Origin of the sequence: Nocardia terpenica (assembly GCF_013186535.1) — a bacterium.
Taxonomy (GTDB): Bacteria; Actinomycetota; Actinomycetes; order Mycobacteriales; family Mycobacteriaceae; genus Nocardia; species Nocardia terpenica.
The window spans coordinates 1,191,581-1,213,136 of record NZ_JABMCZ010000002.1; the positions used below are offsets into that span (position 1 = coordinate 1,191,581).

Annotated in this window: 27 protein-coding genes; 6 read left to right on the forward strand and 21 right to left on the reverse strand. The window is 68.2% G+C overall.

Going from position 1 to position 21,556, the window contains the following annotated elements; all coding sequences use genetic code 11:
* Positions 1 to 95: 95 nt before the first annotated feature.
* The 13 genes from HPY32_RS17190 to HPY32_RS17250 all read right to left on the reverse strand — a co-directional run bounded on the left by HPY32_RS17190 (position 96) and on the right by HPY32_RS17250 (position 12,601).
* Positions 96 to 869 carry a hypothetical protein gene (locus HPY32_RS17190; protein ID WP_156674012.1) on the reverse strand — a complete coding sequence of 258 codons (774 nt, stop codon included), beginning with the start codon at positions 867 to 869 and terminating at the stop codon, positions 96 to 98.
* Positions 869 to 1,870, reverse strand: coding sequence for a glycine-rich domain-containing protein (locus HPY32_RS17195; RefSeq protein ID WP_067579906.1), 1,002 nt, complete (start codon positions 1,868 to 1,870; stop codon positions 869 to 871). Before HPY32_RS17195 ends, HPY32_RS17190 begins: the two co-directional genes overlap by 1 nt.
* Positions 1,871 to 1,874: 4 nt before the next feature.
* Positions 1,875 to 2,171, reverse strand: coding sequence for a hypothetical protein (locus HPY32_RS17200; RefSeq protein ID WP_067579904.1), 297 nt, complete (start codon positions 2,169 to 2,171; stop codon positions 1,875 to 1,877).
* Complete coding sequence (locus HPY32_RS17205) at positions 2,168 to 2,437, reverse strand: hypothetical protein (RefSeq protein WP_067579902.1); 270 nt, start codon at positions 2,435 to 2,437, stop codon at positions 2,168 to 2,170. Before HPY32_RS17205 ends, HPY32_RS17200 begins: the two co-directional genes overlap by 4 nt.
* Positions 2,437 to 3,390 (reverse strand): glycoside hydrolase family 25 domain-containing protein, encoded by a 954-nt coding sequence (locus HPY32_RS17210; RefSeq protein WP_067579900.1) that lies wholly within the window; start codon positions 3,388 to 3,390, stop codon positions 2,437 to 2,439. The genes HPY32_RS17205 and HPY32_RS17210 overlap by 1 nt, the downstream gene beginning before the upstream one ends.
* Positions 3,390 to 3,953, reverse strand: coding sequence for a M15 family metallopeptidase (locus HPY32_RS17215; protein WP_067579898.1), 564 nt, complete (start codon positions 3,951 to 3,953; stop codon positions 3,390 to 3,392). Before HPY32_RS17215 ends, HPY32_RS17210 begins: the two co-directional genes overlap by 1 nt.
* Position 3,954: 1 nt before the next feature.
* Complete coding sequence (locus HPY32_RS17220) at positions 3,955 to 4,524, reverse strand: phage gene 29 protein family protein (RefSeq protein ID WP_067579896.1); 570 nt, start codon at positions 4,522 to 4,524, stop codon at positions 3,955 to 3,957.
* Entirely contained in the window at positions 4,524 to 6,179 is a 1,656-nt protein-coding gene (locus tag HPY32_RS17225) for a Gp37-like protein (RefSeq protein WP_067584905.1), read from the reverse strand. The genes HPY32_RS17220 and HPY32_RS17225 overlap by 1 nt, the downstream gene beginning before the upstream one ends.
* Positions 6,176 to 7,111, reverse strand: a complete 936-nt coding sequence (locus HPY32_RS17230) for a phage tail protein (protein WP_156674011.1) — start codon at positions 7,109 to 7,111, stop codon at positions 6,176 to 6,178. Before HPY32_RS17230 ends, HPY32_RS17225 begins: the two co-directional genes overlap by 4 nt.
* Positions 7,108 to 10,953: a tape measure protein gene (locus tag HPY32_RS17235; protein WP_067579892.1), complete on the reverse strand. Its 3,846-nt coding sequence runs from the start codon at positions 10,951 to 10,953 to the stop codon at positions 7,108 to 7,110. Before HPY32_RS17235 ends, HPY32_RS17230 begins: the two co-directional genes overlap by 4 nt.
* 7 nt (positions 10,954 to 10,960) lie before the next feature.
* Entirely contained in the window at positions 10,961 to 11,353 is a 393-nt protein-coding gene (locus tag HPY32_RS17240) for a DUF5361 domain-containing protein (protein WP_067579890.1), read from the reverse strand.
* A gap of 2 nt (positions 11,354 to 11,355) precedes the next feature.
* Positions 11,356 to 11,613, reverse strand: coding sequence for a hypothetical protein (locus HPY32_RS17245; protein ID WP_067579889.1), 258 nt, complete (start codon positions 11,611 to 11,613; stop codon positions 11,356 to 11,358).
* 136 nt (positions 11,614 to 11,749) lie between these two features.
* On the reverse strand, positions 11,750 to 12,601 hold the full coding sequence (locus HPY32_RS17250; RefSeq protein ID WP_156674010.1) for a phage tail tube protein: 852 nt from the start codon (positions 12,599 to 12,601) through the stop codon (positions 11,750 to 11,752).
* Between the two features lie 367 nt (positions 12,602 to 12,968).
* Here HPY32_RS17250 and HPY32_RS17255 point away from each other — a divergent pair, with 367 nt between their 5' ends.
* Positions 12,969 to 13,616: an MspA family porin gene (locus HPY32_RS17255; protein WP_067579886.1), complete on the forward strand. Its 648-nt coding sequence runs from the start codon at positions 12,969 to 12,971 to the stop codon at positions 13,614 to 13,616.
* A gap of 384 nt (positions 13,617 to 14,000) precedes the next feature.
* Here HPY32_RS17255 and HPY32_RS17260 read toward each other — a convergent pair whose 3' ends face one another.
* Positions 14,001 to 14,231, reverse strand: coding sequence for a hypothetical protein (locus HPY32_RS17260; RefSeq protein WP_171982903.1), 231 nt, complete (start codon positions 14,229 to 14,231; stop codon positions 14,001 to 14,003).
* Here HPY32_RS17260 and HPY32_RS17265 point away from each other — a divergent pair.
* From HPY32_RS17265 to HPY32_RS17280, 4 genes are all read left to right on the forward strand, one after another.
* Positions 14,222 to 14,800 carry a hypothetical protein gene (locus HPY32_RS17265; RefSeq protein ID WP_156674009.1) on the forward strand — a complete coding sequence of 193 codons (579 nt, stop codon included), beginning with the start codon at positions 14,222 to 14,224 and terminating at the stop codon, positions 14,798 to 14,800. The two genes, HPY32_RS17260 and HPY32_RS17265, sit on opposite strands and share 10 nt — an antisense overlap.
* An 11-nt stretch (positions 14,801 to 14,811) precedes the next feature.
* On the forward strand, positions 14,812 to 15,297 hold the full coding sequence (locus tag HPY32_RS17270; RefSeq protein ID WP_067579882.1) for a hypothetical protein: 486 nt from the start codon (positions 14,812 to 14,814) through the stop codon (positions 15,295 to 15,297).
* A 4-nt stretch (positions 15,298 to 15,301) separates the two neighbouring features.
* On the forward strand, positions 15,302 to 15,595 hold the full coding sequence (locus HPY32_RS17275; protein WP_082870720.1) for a colicin immunity domain-containing protein: 294 nt from the start codon (positions 15,302 to 15,304) through the stop codon (positions 15,593 to 15,595).
* Positions 15,596 to 15,748: 153 nt separating this feature from the next.
* Positions 15,749 to 16,039, forward strand: a complete 291-nt coding sequence (locus HPY32_RS17280) for a hypothetical protein (RefSeq protein WP_156674008.1) — start codon at positions 15,749 to 15,751, stop codon at positions 16,037 to 16,039.
* A 112-nt stretch (positions 16,040 to 16,151) separates the two neighbouring features.
* On the opposite strand, the gene HPY32_RS17285 is transcribed toward HPY32_RS17280, so the two are convergent.
* The 6 genes from HPY32_RS17285 to HPY32_RS17310 form a co-directional block, all read right to left on the reverse strand.
* The gene (locus tag HPY32_RS17285) at positions 16,152 to 16,553 is read right to left on the reverse strand and encodes a hypothetical protein (RefSeq protein ID WP_067579876.1); all 402 of its coding nucleotides are present in this window, start codon (positions 16,551 to 16,553) and stop codon (positions 16,152 to 16,154) included.
* Between the two features lie 5 nt (positions 16,554 to 16,558).
* Positions 16,559 to 16,822, reverse strand: coding sequence for a hypothetical protein (locus tag HPY32_RS17290; protein WP_067579875.1), 264 nt, complete (start codon positions 16,820 to 16,822; stop codon positions 16,559 to 16,561).
* Positions 16,823 to 16,827: 5 nt separating this feature from the next.
* On the reverse strand, positions 16,828 to 17,190 hold the full coding sequence (locus HPY32_RS17295) for a hypothetical protein (protein ID WP_156674007.1): 363 nt from the start codon (positions 17,188 to 17,190) through the stop codon (positions 16,828 to 16,830).
* The gene (locus tag HPY32_RS17300) at positions 17,187 to 17,759 is read right to left on the reverse strand and encodes a hypothetical protein (protein WP_067579873.1); all 573 of its coding nucleotides are present in this window, start codon (positions 17,757 to 17,759) and stop codon (positions 17,187 to 17,189) included. The genes HPY32_RS17295 and HPY32_RS17300 overlap by 4 nt, the downstream gene beginning before the upstream one ends.
* Positions 17,760 to 17,761: 2 nt before the next feature.
* Positions 17,762 to 18,004 (reverse strand): hypothetical protein, encoded by a 243-nt coding sequence (locus tag HPY32_RS17305; RefSeq protein ID WP_067579871.1) that lies wholly within the window; start codon positions 18,002 to 18,004, stop codon positions 17,762 to 17,764.
* 98 nt (positions 18,005 to 18,102) lie between these two features.
* Positions 18,103 to 18,468 (reverse strand): hypothetical protein, encoded by a 366-nt coding sequence (locus HPY32_RS17310; protein ID WP_156674006.1) that lies wholly within the window; start codon positions 18,466 to 18,468, stop codon positions 18,103 to 18,105.
* A gap of 120 nt (positions 18,469 to 18,588) precedes the next feature.
* Between HPY32_RS17310 and HPY32_RS17315 the strand changes: the two genes are divergently transcribed.
* Positions 18,589 to 19,611, forward strand: a complete 1,023-nt coding sequence (locus tag HPY32_RS17315) for an IS110 family RNA-guided transposase (protein WP_067577925.1) — start codon at positions 18,589 to 18,591, stop codon at positions 19,609 to 19,611.
* Positions 19,612 to 20,019: 408 nt separating this feature from the next.
* Here the strand turns inward: HPY32_RS17315 and HPY32_RS17320 are convergent, their stop codons facing one another.
* Complete coding sequence (locus HPY32_RS17320; RefSeq protein ID WP_067579868.1) at positions 20,020 to 21,402, reverse strand: phage major capsid protein; 1,383 nt, start codon at positions 21,400 to 21,402, stop codon at positions 20,020 to 20,022.
* Positions 21,403 to 21,556 lie beyond the last annotated feature (154 nt).

A 21,556-nucleotide genomic window follows, 5' to 3' on the forward strand; every position in this document is an offset into this window, starting at 1 on the left:
TGAAGATTCCGCTGTCCACAATCTGGACATTCAACTTATCAGATTCGCTCTCACCTACGTTACAGTCGTTAGAAAATCGTCAGAAATTGTCCGATTCAAGCGATACCGAACAAGTCCGAACCATAACGGTCGGAGGCTGGATCCCTCGGTAGCGCGTTCCCGGGGACCAGAGCGACAACGTTCCCGCGGTGCACACGGCCGTGACTCCCGACCACATCGGGGGGTGTTTTCGCAGCGTCAGGTGGCATCGATGGCCCGGGCGCTGCGGGCGGTTGAGCAGGTGGGTAGTAGTGGTACTCGATCACCGTCACCACCCCGGCCGCCCCCGCCGCGCCCGCTCCCCCGCCACCGGCCGGGTAGCCGCCGGGCTGGCCGGGGTTCCCGCCACTACCGGATTGCCCGGACTGCCACAACGGCGGACGACTCACCCCCGCGGGCACGAGTCCGGACGCGCCGCCGACCGATCCGGCCCCGGCCCCGCCACCACCACCCGCGAGCAACGCGACCACACCGGAAGACACCGACTCACCCGGCTGCCCCTCGGCCCCGCCGATGCCGCCGCGCATCACGGCCAGGCCCCCAGCCCCACCGGAGTCGCCGCCCCGGCCCGGCTGGGCGGCAACGAGATTCCCGAACGCACTCACACCCCCATCCGCACCAAGGCCACCAGCCGCGCCGACGATGACCACCGCGCTGTCGGGCAGATCGGCGGCGCGGATACGACCCAGATGTACCGCCGCCCCGCCACCACCACCGCTGGTGGTGTTTCCGCCACCACCCCCGGCGCGGACGATGAGCTCGATCGACTCCAGCCCGGCGGGCTTGTGCCACGTGTCGTTCGAGGTGAATACGCGAAGCACGGTGCGCATCAAGCGAATCGCTCGACGACACAGAGGATGCCGTTGCCCCCGTTACCGCCGTTACCGCGCGGCGGGGTGATCCCGGCACCGCCGCCGCCCCCGCCGCCGGACGGGAACGCACCATGCCCGCCACTGGAATTCGCGTCCGGGGCACCGCCACCGCCACCCCCGCCGGTGGTGACCACCTTCGACGGCGGCTGCCCATCCTGACCGGGCGCTCCTCCGGCGAAGATGCCGCCCTGCCCGCCGGGCATGCCGGCACCGCCGGAACCACCCCCGCCACCTCCACCGCCGCCCCCGCCGTGCAGGTCATACGCCGACACCGAATCACCACCCTGGGTGGCGGCCCCGCTGCCGGAGGAAGCACCCTTGCCGCCGTCACCGCCGCGGATCATCCCGATCCCGCCCGCACCACCGGTCCCGCCGAACTCGGTCTCGGCCTGCCCGCCGACCCCGCCCCCGGCGAGCAGGAAGTCCCCGAACTTGGTATCGCCGCCGCCGTGTCCGGGTTCGGCGTCACCGAGCCCGCCAGCGCCACCGGCTCCGATGACGATCGGGATCGGCAGGTAGCTGCCGTCCTTACCGGTGGGCAGTAGAGCGGCGGGGATGGTGTGGTGGACCTCCCCACCGCCACCGCCTCCGCCACCGGTGTAGCGCGCACCGCCGAGGATGTCCCACCGCCCGGCCGCTCCCCCGGCGCCGCCGCCGAGCAGGATCACCTCGACCGCAACCACACCCGGGGTGGGGGTGTAGGTGCCGTTGCCGGGGAACACCAGCGTGCGCCCGTGCAGGGTGAGCTGCTCGTAGGCGGCGCGGAGCTCGGTGATCGACTTCGAGTGGTCGTCGACGACGTTGATCACCTTGTGGTGGAGTTGCTGCTGGTAGCGCTCCCACACCGCCAGGACTCCGCCGGTGAGAACCTTGCGGGCGGAGTCCTCGGTGACGTTCTGCCCGAAGGCACTGCCCAGTACGAACGACCCGTCGGGGGCGGACGCACCGGGCGTGGTCACCGGGCTAGATCTCGTCCTCGAGCAGCGGTGGAACCTCGTAATCGGGTTCTGGCGGCGACTGACCCGCCACCGGGTAGGTGAGCAAGGCGCGTAGCCGGTCGATGTAGCGCAGCTGGGCGCGGATCAGCCGGATCGCGGCCCGGAACCGGGCATGCTCGGCGGCCATCTGCGCTTCCAATGCCTCGATGCGCTCGCGCAGGTGCCGGACTTGGCGGGCCTGCCATGCGGAGAACGCGCCGACCACGGTCGCGATCGCGACGCCGATGGCCTGGATGACATCGGCGCTCGGCCACGCTGTCACCGGGACTGTTGTCCCGGTTCAGCGGCTAGCCACGGTGCAACCAGTGCGAGTGCGTCGTCGACGGCGGGGATGGCCATCAGCCGGGTGAGCGCGGCCGAGATCGCCAGCGCCCCCGCCACACCCGCGGTCGACGGGAGGCCAAGCGCGCCGACCAGTGCCGGCATGGCTGCCGCGACACCGACGATCAGCTGGAACACGGTGCGGGCCACGGTCCGCCACGGGTACCGCACCTGCGACGGAGCGTCGGGCAGGCTGTGGCGACCCATCAGCGGCCCTCCTCGCCCTCGAGAACCCGGTCGAGCTTGCCCTCCAAGCCCCGGACGCGGGCGGCGGTGTCGAGGACCCAGCCGACCAGACTGCGCCGCTCCGCCTCCGCATCGCCGGAACCTGTAGTGGGGAGGGTGAATCCGTCCCACACCGTCTCGTTCCACACATCGGCCCACATGTCATACGGCCACGGCTGCGCCGGACTACGAGTCGAGGCGTTCACATTGTCGGGATGGGCGATGGGGCGCAGCTTGCCGTCGAACGGATGCAATTGGGCAGCACCCTCGGTCACGGGATCGGACACGACTATTTCTCCTTCTTCTTCGTGGATGCCGAACTGCGTCAGCAACTCCGGCAGATCGAGATCGGTGTGATTGAGGTCGACGTCGTCCGGCCACGGTGCGCACCGGCCCGTGGAGGTGTACTGGTGCGCGAAAAATCCCGGCGGGGTTTGCAGGGGCTGGCCGGGCGGGCGGCCGTAGGAGGGGACGACCAGCCGCAGCCAGGGCGGGCGGTGAGGCCAGAGTTCGGGGTCGGCGACCGGGTTCCAATACCCGATCACCCGACACCGATTCCCGTACCAGCCCGCGAGACGTGCGGCTTCGTCGTTGACCTCGTCGGACTGATCGTCGCGAATCCTTTTGTCCCCGTTAAGGGGTGCGCCTTCGACGTCGATCATCGACATCAGCCGTGGGTGTCCCCACAGCCCGGCCTGCTCCAGCAGCTCGCGGTGCAGGTCGCAGTTGGCTTGGCCGGGCCAGAAGAAGTAGTAGGCGATCACCACCCGCAGCCGCCCAGCGTCGAGCAGCTCCTTCGCGCGACGCGCATTCTCCACCGCCAGCCGGTCCACACGGTCACCGGAGTTGGTGCGAAACGACAGCACCGGGTGCGGATACCGATCATCGACCGAAATGCCTTGGTATTGCGAGACATCGGCCCACTCAGTACCCACTACGGCCTCCCCGCGTTCGGCAGCAGCTGGGCGAAGGCATCGACCACGAACCGGCTGTACCGCGGCGTAGGTGCGGGCTCGGGTCCGTACAGGCCGAGATGCCCGGCACGGAGCCGGGCGGCGAACTCGCCGATCCGGGAGTCGCCTTCCGGATAGCCGAGCTGGTAGTGCATCTCGTCCGGCCGCGACCAGTCGCGGCCCCAGAACACGGTGCCCTCGAACAACCCCAGGCCCTCCCGTACCCGGTCGACCTGATCGGCGGGCATGGTCAGTTGCCCCCACGGGTAGCGGGGCGCGTTCAAGTCGACGGCGACACCGGCGAGGTGATTGGAATCAGGGACGTCGTTGGTGGCCGACCAGCCCCAGACCGGGGACTCGATCTCCTCGACATGGCGGTCGTACCACACCATCCACGCCCCGAGAATCGTCATCGGGTCACCGGAACGGATCGGGGCAGTGTCGATGAATTCCAATGCCACATCCGCGATCTCGCATTCACTGCGGTCGCACATCCGCCACCCAGCCTCGGAGATGGTGTTGCCGTACACGGTGCGGAAACCCAATTCAGTGCTCCTCGTGTCGTTTCAGAATTCCGTTGCGCCCCTTGCCGTGCCGTTCCGCGTGCAGCACGCGACGGCGCTCGATCCGGTCGCTGTCACCGAGATCGCGCAGATACGTGTTGACCTCCCGCACCGAATGCGCGGCAGGGTCGAACCGCGGCGGGGTATCGAGGGTGTCGACCACCTGCGCGGTGGGGGTGGCGGGTTCGGGGTCGTTGATGCGGTAGCCCAGATACCGCAGCCGTTCGACCTGGGCTTCGCGTTCGCGCACGGTCATGGTGGCGGGGTCCTGGATCACCACCGGCTCCGGCTCGTCGGCGTCGATGTCGACCCATTGCCCGGCCGGGTTGAAGATGGTCTGCTCCCCGCGGTGCGGGCGTTGAAACTTCTTCACCGCCAAGGAGGCATCCATGGGCGGGCATCCGGCCTCGGTGAGATGTTTGGAGATGGCGCGGGCGATCGGTTCCGGGAAGATGATCGGGGTGCGACCCATGATCGGGATGGATTGCAGCGCGGGCAGGAACCGCTGCTCCGGATCGGCCGGGTCGATGGAATCGATACTCCAGAACGTCATTACAGCACCGCCAGATCGCGGGCGATGCCGGTGATTTCGTCGAGCATTTCCAGTCCTTTCAAGACGGGGTCGTCGGGCTCCCGTGCGCCGACGGTGATCTCCCAGGCGGGTGTCGTGGCGCGGTCCCAGGCCAGGACCAGCTCGGTGATGCGATCGACATAGACACGACCGGGAGTGCCCCAGTCGCGGACGGTGGTGCCGATGCGTGTCCCGAGCCACGCGTTGCCTTTGCCGTGCTGGCCGATGCGCAGCCCGTCGTAGCCGTCGACCACCCGCACGGTGTGACTGGTTTGCTCCCGGGTCCGCCAGCGGCCGGTGCGCAGCGCGATGAGGGCGTTGAGGCTGTAGGCGCGGTCGGCCGAGTCGCACCAGGTCTCGTGGAACACCGAGTTCCCGAGGCGTTTCTCCCGGACCCGGTCGTGGCGCTTCTGAAACGCCCCGAACACGTCCGTTGCTAGGGGTTTCAAGATTTCCCATGCCGTGCCGCCCAAGGGCGGGACCACTAACGCGGCGGCGGTGAGATCGCCCAGCAGGCTGACCGTGGCCCCGATCAGGCCGTTGACCAGCTCCGGGGAGTGACCGCCGGTGACGAACCCGATATCGGTGGCCGGTCTCCAGTGGAAGTTCAGGCTGGTGATGGCGGTGTGGTCGCCGTCGCGCAGGATGATCCCGGGTGCCCGCGCGACGGTGCCCTTCCAGCCGGGCTGCGAGTACTCGTCCGGGAACGTCGGATCGCGGATTTCCTCGATCGTCTCGGTGAACCCGTCCGCTCCGATGCGGGTGACCGCCCGCTTGAGGCCGTCGAAAAGGGTTCCGCCGAAGGAGGTTTCGGTGTCCCACCCGGAGCGGTCGACCAGGTCCCACACGATGGCTCCATGGCGCACCTTCGCGCCGGGCCAGGGCGGCGGGTCGCCGTCGAGCCAGCGGCGTGGCTCCCAGATCAGTTGCGCGTCTTCGACGATGCGTTTGCTGACCTCGTGCATCGTCTTGAAGCGGGAGTGGACGATGGCGAATTGGGAGTGGTCATCCAGGATCGAGTGCGGCACCACCACCTGCGACCAGGACGACATGTCCAGGTTGAGCCAGGCTTTCGGATCCAAAGGGTCGGTGGTCGGGACCGTCCACGCGTGCGATTCCAGGCGGAGCAAGTTCAGGAACAAGGTCAGCTTCAGCGCCCAGCGGGCAGGCCCGAAGCACGCCCAGGTCTTCGGGAACTGAAATTCCGGGAACAGGAACGGGTTACAGAACGCGAGGATGTGGCGCAGGTGCTCGGTGTCGTGCTTGAACGTCGCCCGCACGATGCGATGGCCGTGGTCGTCGCGGTCGAGTTCGAGATCGTCCAGGGTGCCCGACCATCGGGCCCCGTCACGGTCCACGGTCACGTGGACGTTCTGGGTCGACCGGTCATGGTGAGCGGTCATCCACCGCGCGAGATAGTAGGACGCGGGGAGTTCGATGGTGCCGACACCGACCTCGTTGGCGATCAGCGAGAACTTCGCCGAGATCTCGCCCCGCACCTCGCCGCGCAACACCCAGTTGCCGTCCCACAACCGGACCAACGGCCGCGAGATCCGCTGCGCTGTTTCCTTTTTCAGGCGGGCGGTGATGTCGGCGAAGACGGCGTCGAAGTCGATGGTCGCCACGGTGGCGGTCAATCCAGGCCACCCCACGGGCGCGGCCACGGCCGCGGGCACCGCACCTGAACCCCCGCCCCCACCGGTGCCCCGGTCACCGAGACCGGGATCTTCGTCTCCGGCGTTGCGCCGGGCAGCGGGTAGCAGAACCGTTGGCCGTTCATGCGGGCGGGGAACTCGGTGTCGATCGAGGAATTCGCTTGCCCGTTACGGGCCAGCGGATCGGTGTCGATCACCACATGCTCGCCGTCGAGCAGCGGCGGCATCACCATCTTGCGATCACGATCGATCTCGGCACGCTCGAACTCGCCTGAGCCCCAGGAGAAGTCGGGGATCGTCCACACGATGTCTTTGCCGCCCTGGATGATCCAGCGCGGCCAGATCTCGTAATCGACCGGCAGCGGATTCGACACCGTCACATATCCGGACTCGACCCCGCCGCCGGTGGTGTCGGTCGTGGTCACGAACTGCGACACCACATCCGGTTCACACCAGCGCGGATACGCCCCCACCAGCGGCACCACCGCCAAGGCGTAGCCGTCGGCGTTCGGGTCACCAGTGACCTTGACCGCGGGCTTGGCGCCGAGGCGGACGGTGAGCAGGCGGCTGCTGTCGCCGACCTCGGCCCGCAACCCGGAGTCGCGTTTGAACGAAAACGCCAGCCGGAACCGCTCGTAGGCGGCGCGCCAGGAGGCCGTGGCGGTGGCGAGGATGTGGAAAGCGAGAGTGAAGTCGAATTTCTCCTCCCGCGCCCCGCCGAAGTCCGCGCCCACCTGATAGGCCGTGGCGTTCCAGATCGTGGTGGTCGGGGCCTCGAAGAAGTTCTCGAACTCGGTACCCGAGTCGACATCCGCGAGGACCACTCCGTCGGTGCCGGCACCCGGTCCGGCCACGGTCAGCCGTTGCCCGCCCGCGCCCTCGATCAGGATCCGGGTGGCCTCGGGAATGTTCACCGCGGTGTCCAGGTCTTGGCGCGCTGGCGCTGCGCGAGCTGCATCGCCGCCCACTCCCGCCGGAACTCCGCCGCGCTCATCCCGGTGTGGAGGGTGTCGATGCGCACACTGGCATCCACCCCCGCACCCGCCGGGGCGAACCCGCCCAGGAATGCCTGCATCTGCGCCGGACTCGACAACACCGGCTCGGGGCGGCGCGAGAGATTGATCGCGACTTCACCGGGCCGCAGCCAGCCGCCGGTGTCGAAGACCTTGGGCCGCAACTTGTCCCACCACGGCGGGGGCGGCTGCCCGGCGACCGGGGTGTAACCCAGCTGCGCCGAGATCGCTTCGGGGGTGAATACCGGCAGTGGGCCGACCGCTTGCGCCGCGCGCTGCGACAGACTCTGCCCAGCCTCGACCAGCGGGCTGTAATCGATACTCCACCACCGGGATTGGCCGATGCCGCCGGGCAGCTCCGCCAGGACGGCGTCGAACGCCATCCCCGCGACATCGGTGACGAAATCCTTGATCCGGCCTTGAACCTTGCTGCCCTTGGTGGTCAGCTCGTCGAGCTTGTCCTGGGCGCGGGACAGTTCGGCGTCGGCCTTGAGCTTCTCGTTCGGACTGGCATCGAGATCGGCGGACACCTCGTTGCGGCGCTCGCTGGCCGAGTCCACGGCGGCTTGGGCGTCGATGCGCGCCAGCTCCTCCTCGGTGAACCGGCGCTCGAGCGCGGGAGCCTGCGCGGGCGGCGCGTCGGCGGCCCCGGAGGCGACGTCGTCCTTGCGCTTTTGCAGCGCAACGACTTTCTGTTCCGCTTTCTCCACGGTGAGGTCGGCCTGGCGGCGGTCGGCGTCGGTTTTCTTGTTGTCGGCGTAGACCTTGTCGCGGCGGGCCTTGGCCTGCTCGACCGCGGTCTGCGCCGACGCGAGTTTCGTCTCGTCCTGCTCGGTCCAGGTGGCCTGCGTGCCCGACCCTGCGCGCACGCTCGACTGCGCCGCCGATGCTGCGTCGCCGCGTGCGCCGTCCGCCCATCCCGCAATCAGCTCGTTCGGTAGATGGAACTGGCGGGTGAACTGCGGATCGGCAGCGCCGACCGCCGGCGGGCCGAGACGCGAGGTGCCGTGGGAGCCACCAGCTTCCGCGGGCTCGCCATCGATAGTGGCGGCCATGTGGTCTTCGTTCGCGCCGACCTGGAACAGGGTGCCCGGCGGGCCCAGCCCGGATTCCAGTCCGGCCAGGCGCCCGGCAAGCAGATCCAGCGTGGTGTAGAGCCGCCGTGCCGGGTCGGCCATCCCCATCGCGACCCGCTGCAGAAATGAGATGAACCCCGAGCAGTCGAACCGGTCCGGGCCGATCCCGCCCCACAGGTACGGGTGCCCGGTCACCCGTCGCGCGGCGGCGAGGGCGTCGCGGATGCCGTGCGGGACAGCGCCTCCGCCCGCGAACCGCAACGCACCGGCGCGCATGGCGGCGCGGAGCCGGTACATGCCGGTGTGCCCGCCGACGGCGGCGACCTCGCGGGCGGTGACCACATGCTCGCCCGCCGACAACAGCGCAGGGATACTGTCGGAGGTTCCGCCGCCGAGCCCGTTGACCGAACCACCTTGCGCCAGACCGGGAATCACGTGGGTGACCGCGGAACCGATCGCCCCGCCGATCTTGCCCGCGACGTCGCCGACCGTGCCGACGATACCTTTGATCTTGTCCCAGTACTCCAGGATCTTCCCGATCGCCTGCACCACGACATCACGTAGATCGGTGAACCAGCGCTTGCCGGTCTCGATCGCGGCACCGATCAGCCGCCACCCGGCTTGCACACCGTCGGCGAACCCGGACACCACCGTCCCGGCCTCGGTGAGTCCGGTCTTCCACCAGCCCAGATACACCTGTACCCCGGACCACCACGCCGACACCAGATCTGCGACGAACCCGAAGATCGGCTGGATGAACGACCACCACCCGGACACGACATCCCCGGCCTCGGACAGCCCGGTCCGCCACAGCCCCAGGTACACCTGCACTCCGGCCCACCAGGCCGAAAACGCGGAGCCGATCCAGCCGAGCACCGGCGACACCACGTTGGACCACAACCAGCCCAGTTTGTCGCCGATCCAGCCCAGCGCGGCCAGGAACCCATCCCAGATCGGTTTGATGTAGGACCAGGCGGCAGACACCGCGACTTGGATTCCGCCCCAGACCGTTTCCCACATCCGGCGGCCGGTCTCGGTCTGGGTGAAAAACCACACCAGCCCCGCCACGAGGGCGGCGATCGCGGCGATGACCAGGCCGATCGGGTTCGCGGTCAACGCGGCGTTCCACAACCATTGCGCGGCAGCGGCGGCCCGCGACGCCGCCGCCGAGGCCAGTGCGGCGACCCGGGCACGGACAGTGGTGGCGGTCTGGGCGGTCTGGGCGCCCGTGTTCACCCCGGTCGCAACGGTATTCGCGGACAGGGCGGCGGTGTGCTGGGCGAGCGCGGCCGTCAGCTGGCGTTGCACCGCCAGCTGCGCGAACATGGCCGGGGTCTGGATGACTTTCGCGGCCTGGTAGGCGGTCTGCACGGTCTGGCTGGTCGCGTACGCGGCGGCCATCGCGATCAGCAGCGGGGTGACCAGCCCGACATGGTCGGCCAACACTGTGAGAACGTCGCTGAGCGATTTCAGGGCGGCGGTGAGCACGGTGACCGCATCCACGCCGACCGACCCCAGTGCCGACCCGAGCCCGCTGATGCCGGAGACCACACTCGACCAGAACCCGCCACCACCCTCGCCGCTGGGCTGGCTGGCAGTGGTGCTCAGTTGTGTGAGGGAGCCGACGACCGACCCGATCTGGTCTTTGATCGTCGAGAAGTCCAGTCCGCCCAGCCGGTTGGTGACCTGATCGATCGTCGCGGGCAGATTCGCCATGGCGGTGGTGAACCGCTCGACCGCGCCGGAGTCGGCGAGGCGTTGCATGAACGCCTGAATCTTCGGGGTCAGCGTGTCCAGCCCGCCCGCCAAACCGGTGAGGGTGGTGGTGGCCACCGGTACCCAGGGCGCGAGCACGCCCGCCCCGAACCGCGCCATCGCGGACTTGAACCCGCCGCTCGCGCCGGTCAGGGTCTTGCGGAGCCCGGCCATGGTGCCGGCTAGGGCGACCGTGGCCCCGGCCGCGCCGTCGGAACCGTGCACGATGCCGTCGGCGAGCAGGTCCAGGGCCCGGTCGGCGGGTACCGCACCCTTCGAGATCATCTTCTGCATCTCGTCGGTGGTGACCCCGAACCCGTTGGCCAAGATGCCGAGCGCGTCCACACCCGCGTGCGACACCGTCCACACCTCGTCGAGGGAGACTTTGCCGGTGGCGGCCATCTTCCCGAACGCGTCCGCGACCTGCGACACCCCCTCGGCGCCCTTACCGGACGCGGCGGCGGCCTCACCGATCGCGGTCAGATACCCCGGCACCTTCGCCGCGGGAACATTCATCGCGACCAGGTTTTTCGCCACATCGGCGAACTGATCGAGATTGAACGGGGTACCGTTGACGGTCTTTTTGACCTGCTCCATCAACTGCCCGGCCTGGGCGGCGTCACCCATGATCGTCGTCAGGCTGGTGGTGGCGTTCTGGATCGTCGTCAACCGCGACAGGCCCGACTTCAGCGCGGCGCCACCGAACACCGCCGCACCCAAACCACCCGCCGTCACAGCGGATTTGAAGACACCGGTGAACCCGGCCGCGAACCGCGACCCCATCGACCGGCCCGCGCTATCGGCGCCGCCCTGGGCTTGACCGAGGGCCTTGTCCACGCCGGGGCCGAACTGGTCGGTGGACGGGACCAGCGACACATACCCGGTACCGAGCTCGACACCACCAGCGGTCACGACAGGCTCACCTCCTCTGTTCGGCGTGGGTTCGTAAGGCGCGCAACCGGTCTCGAACCTCCGTCAGGGGGACGGCATGCCCGGTGACGCGGCGGGTATCCGGGTCGTCGACACCGGGGCGCGGGTACGGGCGGGGCCGGTTTCTGTTCTTGGCGCCGTCGGTGGTTTTCGCCCACAGCAGCAGCGCGGTCAGATCGACCAGCTCGGCCAGCAGGAACTCCGACTGTCCCCAGCGGGCAGCCTCCGGGTGCGCGGCGGCCATCAGCGCGGAATCGCGCGGAGCCTGGCGCACCAGGACCAGCAGATCGCGCCAATCGAATGTGTCGGTGCCAACGTCGCGCAGGCGTAGCCCGGTGCGGATGAGGTCGGCTTCGACGGCGTCCTGATACTTGTCGAGCAAGCTCAGGAGCCCGAGGATTCCCCCAGCGAGATGGTCGAGTCCTTCTGCCAGGCGTCCATCAGGTCCTTGACCTCGGCCTGGGTCATCGTGTCGATCACCGCCAGATCCTTGCCGGCGGCGACGCCCTCGATGAGGGCGAAGAACTGCTCGGTGTCGTCCTCCTTCCGCAAGCGGCGGATGAGCCCGAACGGGACGTTCTCCATGCGCGGCAGGCTGAGCTTCTTACCGGCGGAAGTGGTGTAGCTGAACTTCTCCAGCATCAGAGCGCGACTCCTCCTCGGAATCTGGAAACCGACAGGGGGACAGGGCCGTACAGGGGTGCCCGCCCGGCGAGGGCAGGCCCGGTCCAAGGGGAGGTGAAACCTCACCGGGCGGGGAACAAGGGGACGGCCGCGCTCAGGCGGCGGTCTTCACGGAGGTCGCGGCGGTCACGGTGAGCTTGGGCGCGGTGCCGCCGGTCAGGCCGGACCCGCTGCCGGTCAACGTGCCGCCACCGGACAGGGTGACCTGGTACGGGCCACCGGCCGCGCCGGTCACGGTCACACCCTCGGCGCCGACCACCGCCGCCAGCGCCGAACGCACCGCGGCGTTGGTGGCGTCGAATCCGACAGCGGCCGCGGGCTTTCCGTCGACCGCGAGGGTGAACTCACCGCCGGTGGGCTTGCCGTCGACGGTGACGGTCCACTGGGTTGGTGGGCGCCCGATGTGCACCCATTCGTACAGCGGGGTGCCGTCGGCGTCTTCGAAGCATTCGACGGTGACCTTGTAGGCGATGGTCTCGGTGTGCACGATCTGCACGTCGTCGACCGTGGTGATCTGCCCGTCCGGGATCCAGATCCGGCGCAGCCCGACCGCGGAATCGAGAGTATCGATCACCCAGGACGCGTGCGGCAGAGGAGCCTTGTTGTGCCGCACCCGGATCGACGGACCACGCACGGTGACATTGTCGTCGCCGTACACCGCGCGCAGCACGTCGGCGTTGATCGACTCCAGAAAGCTGAACTGGATCGTCAGGCTGTAGTCGGTCTGCAGGATCTTGACGACGTTGCCGCCGAACGCTTTCTTCTTGTCGGTGTCGCGTGACTCCGACATGGTGTAGCCGTCCTCGCCGATATAGCCGAGATCGACCCAGGCGGAAGACAATTCGGCGACGGCGTTGGCCGGGCCGGGGGTGCCGAGCGGGGCACGCAACAGCGTGCCGGTGGCTCGGGGCATGGCGGCATAGACGTTGGCAACCGAACTTGCCATGAAATGGAGAGCCCTTTCAGATGCAGGAAAGGACCGGGCCTGCTCGAAAAGGGTTGCGATACTGCCGAATTCGGGTATCGGATCCGATGACGCGGGTGCGTGATCTCGACGATGCGGGCGCACCAGAAGCCGGGCGCGGCCACGCCGGGCGCGAACGGGTATCCGCCCCGCCTCCGGTGGGATATCCGGCTGGCCGCCGACGGGCCTGCTCAGCAGATTGTGCAGGACTCGCGTCGCGGCCCGGTGAGCCTACCGCTTACTTCCATCCGAAAGTGACGGTGCTCACATTCGCTTCCGTTCATCGGCGAGGCGTGCCATCGTTCGATTCGATTTGCCAATTGTTAGCTATCGGGGGTTTGTTGTCGATATGAGAACCACCAAGGGCGCCACCGCTGCCGCATGCATCCTGGCCAGCACGGCTGTGGCCGGTGCGGTAGCGGCCGGTCCGGCTACCGCCGACCCGGTTGCCGACAAGGCGCGGACGGTGACCACCGGGGACGGCTGGAGCCTGACGGTGACCAAGACGGCCGAGAGTATCGACCGCAACCCGTCCCTGGATGCCGACCCGTTCACCCATGAGGGGTTCGTGTCGCTGAAGGCGGTCGCCCAGATCGGCGGCACCGGGGGCGTGCCGGTGACCGGCGCGACCGTGTCCTACGGGTACCAGATCGGCTGCCAGGTGGACGTCAGCTCGGGATTGACCGTGGGCCTGAGCTTTTCGATCGGCCCGAACGCGTCGGTGAACATCTCCTATCCACCCAGCCTGAGCATCGGCGGCAGCGCATCGGTCTCACCGAACATCTCCACCACCGTCAAACCCGGCGGCATCACCACCGTCACCTTCGGCAGCAAACCACTGCAAGCATCGAAAGGCGTGATCGCGGCCGATCAGGTCGAGATCAAAGTCTCGGCCTGCGCGGGCCCGGTGTCGCTGCGCTCGTTCGCCACCGCCTCCATCGCCACCCCGACCGAGGACCACTCCACCACCGCCTACGGCGACCCCCTCTGGCTGTGAACCGGACAGGTCGCTGGTCCGCTGACCGCGTTGTCTCCTATCCGTTTGACAGGAAGCCGAGCATCCCGATGAATCCACGCGACAGTCGTTGCAGACGTGCGTCACATCGCATCCGGCGCGGCACTGTCCTGGTGATCGCCGCCACCGGGACGCTGGTCGCTGGCGCTCTCGTCGCGACCGGTCTCGGGACAGGGGCGGCGACCGCGCAGGGCTATATCCCGTGTGAGCAGTGGCAGCAGATGCATCCGGGCTGGCCGTGCATCGATACACCACCCCTGCCGAGCGCTCCACCGGGCCCGCCCACCACCGCACCACCGTTACCCACCCCCGCCATGCCGGGACAACCTCGAGACAATTCGGGGGCCGGGGCCAATGCCGGAGCACTCACTCCGCCACCGATCGCACCCGGTACCGGCGCGCCCATCGTCCCGGCACCCACCGGACCCCAATCCCCGGCCCCCAGCCGACCAGGACCAGCAATTGCGCCGCAGCAGCCGCCGACAACACCGCCGCCAGCAGGGAGCCAGCCCGCACCGCCCGCCCCCGCCGCACCACCGGCGCCAGGGCCCGCCGCCGCGCCGGCACCGCCTGCCCAGCCCGCGGCCGTGCCGACACGACCCCGGCCGACCAGCGCGGTTCATGAGGTCTCCAGTCCGCACCACGACCCATGGACCTGGGACAACTGCGCGTCGGGCTACCACAAGAACAACTACGGGATATGGGGAGACGTGTGCTACCCCGACTACGATTACAACGTGGTGAACGTCCAGTTCATCGGAGTGAGCACCCTCCAGGGCGAGGCACCCGTCGTGTCGTGCACGACCACCGCGCACGGCACCTGTCACCTCCAGTACTCCCACAGCGTGAGCGTGACCAACACACTGACCCAGAGTTCGGAGTTGTCCACCGACACCGGTCTCGACGTCGGCGACGTCAACGCGAAGATCGGATCGAAACTGACCACCACAGAACAGACCGCGATCCAGAATCTCAACAGCTTCACCGCCACCGCCGACCTCCCCGGCGACGACCTGGCACCCACCTACTCCGCCGACGGCTACCTCGAATACAACACCTACAAATACACGCTGCAGAAATACGACACCCAGGCCAAGAAAGTCGTGTCGTCCCAGGACTTCTACTACTACGTGCCCGTCGGACTCAAAGGCGTTCCCCGGAAATGAATGGACCCCAGATGACGATCTCACGAAAGCGCGCAACGCTGATCGCGATCGGTGTCGTCGCGGTCGCGGCGGCCGGTTGGATCCTCGGGCAGCGCCTGCTGCCCGACACCCCCACCTCGTCGACGGGCTACGCCGTCCCTCCGGACGACCACACGATCGTCGCCCTGGACAGCTTCGCCGGTAAATCCGTCCAGGACGTCTACACCGAGATCGGCTACCCCGGCAAAACAGACGGAAAATACCGATTCCACATCGTCGGCCTCGACCCCGCCGCCGCGGCGAACACACCGGCCGACCAAATCATCGCGACAGTCTGCGGCGGCTACCTGACACCACTCCCCGCAGACATCTGGCTCGGCGTCTACCCCCGATCATCGGTCACTCCCGACCTGGCAACCCGCATCACCGCCCACGACAACACCCTCAAAACCGACCTCCGCCACGCCGCACCCACATGCCCGGACGCCTCCACCGCCATCTCCGCACCAGCCGGATGATGAGATGGACTCACACCGAGCACTCGCGGGCTACACAGAACTCATATCCCGATTCGTCGACGACAGGATTTCGGCTCAGGAATTCGAGTCCTCGTATCTCCGGATGTTCAAAAATGAGAAGACTCGATTCCCTGTCGACGTGTTCGACCTGCTCGATGGCCTGTTCGCTGACGTCGACGATTACGTGGCAGACCCCGACCTCCGCAACGACGCGGGAGGCTTGGACGACGAACAGCTGCGAACCCGAGCACGGAGGGTATACGACAGGCTGCGGTCGATCCGAGACAGCCTGGACTGATCGCCGGCCCCAGAATCGGAACCGTCACTGCCAACGTCAACGGCGGTCTGCCGCAGCGTCGACACCGCGCACGCCGACAATCTCCACGCTCGAAAACCCGGCGTGCGCGGAGGCGGTGCCCCAGGACAAACGAGCAGACCCGGAGGAGACCCCATGTGGCCCCGCAGACCCGGCATCTTCGACGACCCTCCCGTGGAACTGACCCGCGGGCAGGTGGAGCGTGGTTTGGCGAAGGCCCGGCAGGCGGCGCGACAAGCACAGCAGACGCTGACACTGACGAAGAAGAAACAGTACCGGCGCTATCGAGCCGCCGCCGGCGACACCTACCTCGACTGGCCCCGCTGGGAAGAGGCATACCTGCACGAGTACAACCGGCGCGTCAAGCTCCCACCCCCACCGAGGGGGCAGATGGGCGGGTTCAGCGGCGGAATGAGCGGACCCTGAACCGGGCGTAGCTGCCCCGGGACATCCCTCCACCCGCGGATCGCGCCGCACCACTGGCGCCGCCTACGAGCCAGTCGAAACCGGTTGAGCGAACGAGTGATCGACACGGTGGTCACGCGGGTCGCCCGCGCAGGTCGATCGAGACCGTGCACTGATAGCGCGGGCAGCGGGTATCGGGGTCGGGATGATTGGCAGGCGCGCCGACGGTGGTGACGGCACGAATGCGGGGCTCAGCCGGGTCGCGGGCAGCGGCCAGCAGGATCGCATGAGCCAGCTCGGCGAGCTCGGCGGCGGCGGGTTCGCGGGTGTCCCAGCATTCGACGATCACCGTGCGCGCGGCGAGCACCAGCCGATCGTTGCCGCCACCGGCGGCGGTGACCCGCACCAGGCGGGGCGGGCGCTGATCGGGAACAGCGGTCGCGATCCTCGCCGGATCCCCACGAGCCGCCAGCCGCGCGGTCAGGTAGGCCACGACCACGGTTTCGACCGCCGGGAACACCACCAGCTCCGGCACGGGCCTCAGCGTCCGCGGGCCGAATTCAGCGCCTTGACCAGGGTGTTGTCACGCGCGTTGCGGCGGGCGGCCTTCGCCGTCGCGGGGAACACGGTGACCCGCCAGCGGCCCTCCGGGCGGCGTGCGCCCTGAGCCGATGTCGTGGCGAACCCGTCCCCGGCAGCGGCGGCGACGCGGCGTCCACGGGCTTCGAGATCGCGCACCAGCCCGCGCATCCGGCGCAGGTCGTAGTGAGCGTTGTTGTCCCACTTCATCTTCGGTGTGAGCATGAGGTTTATCCGTCTACTTTCTTCAGTCGGATCACCGACCCGGGTGACCAGTCGAACGGTCCGTGACCGTGATCGGCGGGGAAGCCGACGATTTCGAAGCGACCGGCCGGGGCGGCGGGTAAGTCGATGAGGTCGTGGGGACCGGGGACGAATCCCGGTGCCGTGTACAGGTCGACCTCGGTCACCACCCGGGTATGGCCGGGTAGTGCCGGCTCGGTCGAGGAGACCGGCGCCCACCCGTACACCCGCACCGGCTCGCCCGCCGCGTCGAGTGCAGGCTCGAAGTACTCGATCGGGTTGCCGTGGGCGTCTCGTCCACCGTCGCGGTAGCGGTGATGACCGACGATGCTGCGCAACGGCAAACTCACGCGATCGCGACGATCCGGTAGAGCGCGAGCAGGTCTCGCTCTGTCGCGGTGAGGGTGATCCCGCCGATCGAGCCGTCCGGGCCGGTGGTGAGGGTTTCGCTGAACGGCCCGGCCGTGCGGGCCCGGATCGCGGTGGCGGGGGTATCCTTGGCGCGTTTGGCGATGCCGAGCACGACGGCAGCGACAACCGGTGGAGGGTCGGGCCAGCCATGCGTGATCCCGACCCGCACACCACCCTCGCAATCCGTCCACGAAGTGTCGCGACGCAGATAGCCTGAGCCCGTCCACCGCACCCGCTCCAGATCGACCGGGTACCCGTTCTCGGTCACGGTATGGACATCGAGCAGGTGCAAGGTCGGCAGCACCAGCACCGCGGTTCCGGACCCGTCTGCGACCACGGTCTCGGTGACGGTCGGGGCGATATGCCAGCCGCACCAGTCCCGCACCAACGCGTTCGCGATATGCAGGGCTAGCTCCGGGCTGCCCGCCTCGTAATCGGCCAACTCCCGAGTACCGGCCAGCGGCGGCAGCACCGCGGGCGGATCCGCCAGGGGCTCACCACGATTCACGCTCAGTCCGCCGCGGTGGTCTCCGGCAGCGGCTCGGCCGCCGCCCGCGTCTTCGGGCCCCGGGCGCGACGCGGCGGGCCCTCGCCCGATTCCGGTGCTACAGCGGCCGGGGCGGGGTCGTGGCCGAATCGCGCACGCAGCACCGCGGCGATCCGGTCGGCCTCGGCGGTGCGTCCGGCGGTGCGGGCGCGCTGGTACTGCTCGAGGTAGGCGCGGCGGTAGTCGGCTTCGATGTCACGAGCCATCAACTAACCCTCCTCTTCATCGACACGGTGACAGCACTGCCGCCCAGCGGCCCCACGAACCCAGGGGTTCGTGAGGCCGCCAGCGGTTCTCGGGTCGATCAGAGCGGCTCGCCGGTCGCCGGATCCACACCGGCCGGAGTCGTGCCCGTGCCCGACGGGTCGGTGCCCGGCTCGGCAGCCGGATCCGTGCCCGGCTCGGTGCCGGGCTGCTCGGCATCCGGGGTGTCAGCATCCGGCTTGTCGGTGTCGGGCTGGTCCGGCACGATGGCGTCCAGATCATCGACCAGCGACTTGAGCGCCGTGAAATCCGCTGCCCCGCCGCTGTTTTCCAGCTGGTCGATCTTGCCGAGGATCTCGGCCTTGACCTTGGTCAGCTGCGCGGTGATGGCGTCGATGGTGTCCTGATTACTCACAGGATCCTCTCTGTTGATTTCGATGGTCAGATCACCGGCGGTGATCATCAAATGCCGCATCGGGCATTGCCTCCCATCCCTGATGCCATGTAAGGGGCGGGGTCTCCCGCTCCTGTGGCGTCTCGGCTGATGCTGGGGTGTCAGATTCCGCACAGTTTGTGGAGGCCCCTGGTGAACGAGGATGGCGGAAAGCAGTTCGTGGGTATTGATTTGCATCGTCGCCGGTCGGTGATCGTCCGACTGGACGAAGCCGGCAACCGGATCGGGGTGGTCAAGATCGCCAACGATCCGGCGGTGCTGACGGAACAGATCCGGCAGGCCGGTCCGGCGCCGGAGGTGGTGGTGGAAGCCTGTTACGGCTGGTATTGGGCGGTGGACACGCTCCGAGAGTGCGGTGCCACGGTGCATCTGGCGCATCCGTTGGGAGTCAAGGGATTTCAGCATCGGCGGGTGAAGAACGATGTGCGCGATGCCGCGGACCTGGCGGATCTGTTGCGGATGGGCCGGTTGCCCGAGGCGTGGATCGCGCCACCGCCGACCCGAGAGCTTCGGGAGTTGGTGCGTTACCGGGCCAAACTGGTGAACCTGCGGTCCGGGCTCAAGGCTCAGGTGCACGGCGTGCTGGCCAAGGCTGGAGTGCTCATCCCGGCCTCCGATCTGTTCGGGGTCCAGGGACGGGCCGGACTGGCCAAGGTCCGCCTGGACGAGGTCTACGCGCAGCGGGTGAGATCGCTGCTGGACTTGATCGATGTCCTCGACACCGAAGTCGACACGTTCACCACCCGGATCGCGGCCCGGCTCGACGGCCACCGTGGTTACCGAACGATCCAGCAGCTGCCCGGGATCGGCCCGGTGCTGGCGGCGGTGCTGGTGGCCGAGATCGGTGAGGTGGACAGGTTCCGGGGGCCCGCGCAGCTGTGTTCCTGGGCGGGGTTGACCCCACGCCACCGCGAATCCGACACCACCGTGCACCGCGGAAAGATCACCAAGCAGGGGTCCCGGTTGTTGCGGTGGGCGCTGGTGGAAGCCATTCAGGTCGGCGGCACCACCAAGATCCGCGCCGACCGCGACCGGATCGCCGACCGGCGCGGGCGCAACATCGCCAAGATCGCGGCGGCCCGCAAGCTGCTCATCCTCGTCTACTACGGCCTGCGCGACGGTGAGATCCGGGCGCTGGCCAGGAACGCGGGGTGAGCATCCCGGCCGCGGCATGCACGTGGTCGTCCCTCCTTCCGGCCCCCGTGACGGCGTGGTCGAATTTCTGATTGACCCTGTATGCCGCGTGTCGCAGAGCTCCACGCCCCACCCTGTCGCAGGCGAAGGAATGCACGACAGCCGGGACCACCCGGCCTGACGCGTCAACTCATCGACGACCTGGAGAACGACGACACAACAAACCGAATCACCGACCCCTCTCGCAACTTCCCTGCACCACCCGGGAAGGCGGTTACACGCGTCCCCACCACAAAACACACTGCGGGCAGCCAGCGGAAATAGTCACACGACCGCTTGACCGGCCCCGCCCTTTACAGGAATGTAGGGGGGTTCAAGGGGCCCGGACGCGATGCCGGTGCACGCTCCCGCACCGGTGGGGTGCGGGGGTTATTGGGTGAAGTCGGGTGTGGTGAGTCCGCCGATCTCCACGATCGACTGCGGATACCGGGCCGCGGTGAACGCGATGTACCCATACACCTGCAACCGGGTCGTGAGCGTCGCCGAGCGCGGGGACGGGAACACCCGTGTCCGGATCCCGGACTCGTACAACCGCAAATCAGAGGCGCGCATGACGAGGATGACGTCCTCGTCGGTCTTGGCACCCAAGTTGGTCGGCAGGTTCGGGTCGGTCACCACCGGCAGCCCGTGCAGATTGCCGACGACCTGCTCGGCGGCCACCGCGCCGAGCGTGGCCAGCGCGTTGGCCGGTGAATTCTGCTGCGGCGCCACCAAGGGCCGCAGGTGCTCGTCCAGGCGCGACAGGAACCATGCCCACCGTCGCGGGTGCATCGCGATCACGGTGGGGGGCTGGAAGCGGGTGGTGTGGATGCGCTGGATCGCGTCCGCGATCGCCCCGTACACCCCCTGCACCGTCGGCGTCGCCGCGATCGTCTGGATGCCCTGGGTGTGGCGGATACCGAGGACCTGTCCGGCGGTGCCGGAGCCACCGATGGTCTGCATGTCGAGTTTGGTGGCGTAGTCGGCGATCAGGTCGGAGAAGATGATCTGGTCGAAGGTGATCGGGCTCTGATCCAGCAGCTGCACGGCGATGTCCTGCTGGCCCGCGATCGTGCGGACCGGCGCGGACACGTAGGTGTCGGCCAGATCGGTGTCGGAGACCTGCGTGTTGTCGGCGGCCTGCACCTCGGTGCTGGTGCCGGAGGCGACCTTCGGGATGTTCAGCGAATCGGTCCCCGGCGGCAGGACATCCGACATCGCCAGGTTGGCCACCGCGCGCCCCGCACGGGCCAGGTCGAGGAATTGGTTCATCAACCAGACGGGTGGGACGAAGAACCCGCCGTGCCCGTCGGTGCGGTCCAGGTCGCGGTATTCGGTGTTGCGGGCGACCTCGTCGCCGTGGCGGCGCAACCGGGTCTCGGCCTCGCCGTCGGCGTCCATCCGGAAGCTGAATCGGATCAGGTCCTGGATATAGGAGTGGCCGTTGCCGCGCGTGTAGGTGGCGGGCTCATCGGTGACCTGCACGAGGCTGCGTGCTCGCAGAGCAGCTGCCGAGCCGCGGGCAATGAGCCGGGCGCGGTCGAGTTCGTCGGTGAGCTCGGTAATGCGTTCGTCGAGGCCGCACAGTTCGGTGTCGGTGGTTTTGAGTTGGGTGGTGAGTTCCCGGAACTGTGTGTCTTCGTCCTCGGTGAGGGCTTCGCGGCCCTCGCCGGCGACCGCGGACAGGATCGTGGTGCGCTCGGCGAGCAGCTGCTCGCGTTGGCTGGCGCGTTCTTCGCGGGTAGCGATGAGCTGAGTCAGTCGCTCATCCATCAGCAAGACTCCTGGAAAGTATTGGAGAAACAGGGGAATGGCGGCCAGTGCCAGGCCAATTCGCCCAGTGCCAGGGCTGTGTCAGCCCCGGTCTCCAGTGCCAGGAGCCGGGAAACGCGCTCGCGCGCTGTGGATTACGTTGTGGATAGGTGTG

What these genes read in the sequence shown, in the direction of transcription:
- HPY32_RS17190 (WP_156674012.1), bottom strand. Translation starts at nt 869, where the DNA reads ATGCGCACCGTGCTTCGCGTATTCACCTCGAACGACACGTGGCACAAG.
- HPY32_RS17205 (WP_067579902.1), bottom strand. Translation starts at nt 2,437, where the DNA reads ATGGGTCGCCACAGCCTGCCCGACGCTCCGTCGCAGGTGCGGTACCCG.
- HPY32_RS17220 (WP_067579896.1), bottom strand. Translation starts at nt 4,524, where the DNA reads ATGACGTTCTGGAGTATCGATTCCATCGACCCGGCCGATCCGGAGCAG.
- HPY32_RS17245 (WP_067579889.1), bottom strand. Translation starts at nt 11,613, where the DNA reads ATGCTGGAGAAGTTCAGCTACACCACTTCCGCCGGTAAGAAGCTCAGC.
- HPY32_RS17250 (WP_156674010.1), bottom strand. Translation starts at nt 12,601, where the DNA reads ATGGCAAGTTCGGTTGCCAACGTCTATGCCGCCATGCCCCGAGCCACC.
- HPY32_RS17255 (WP_067579886.1), top strand. Translation starts at nt 12,969, where the DNA reads ATGAGAACCACCAAGGGCGCCACCGCTGCCGCATGCATCCTGGCCAGC.
- HPY32_RS17270 (WP_067579882.1), top strand. Translation starts at nt 14,812, where the DNA reads ATGACGATCTCACGAAAGCGCGCAACGCTGATCGCGATCGGTGTCGTC.
- HPY32_RS17275 (WP_082870720.1), top strand. Translation starts at nt 15,302, where the DNA reads ATGGACTCACACCGAGCACTCGCGGGCTACACAGAACTCATATCCCGA.
- HPY32_RS17280 (WP_156674008.1), top strand. Translation starts at nt 15,749, where the DNA reads ATGTGGCCCCGCAGACCCGGCATCTTCGACGACCCTCCCGTGGAACTG.
- HPY32_RS17290 (WP_067579875.1), bottom strand. Translation starts at nt 16,822, where the DNA reads ATGCTCACACCGAAGATGAAGTGGGACAACAACGCTCACTACGACCTG.
- HPY32_RS17305 (WP_067579871.1), bottom strand. Translation starts at nt 18,004, where the DNA reads ATGGCTCGTGACATCGAAGCCGACTACCGCCGCGCCTACCTCGAGCAG.
- HPY32_RS17320 (WP_067579868.1), bottom strand. Translation starts at nt 21,402, where the DNA reads ATGGATGAGCGACTGACTCAGCTCATCGCTACCCGCGAAGAACGCGCC.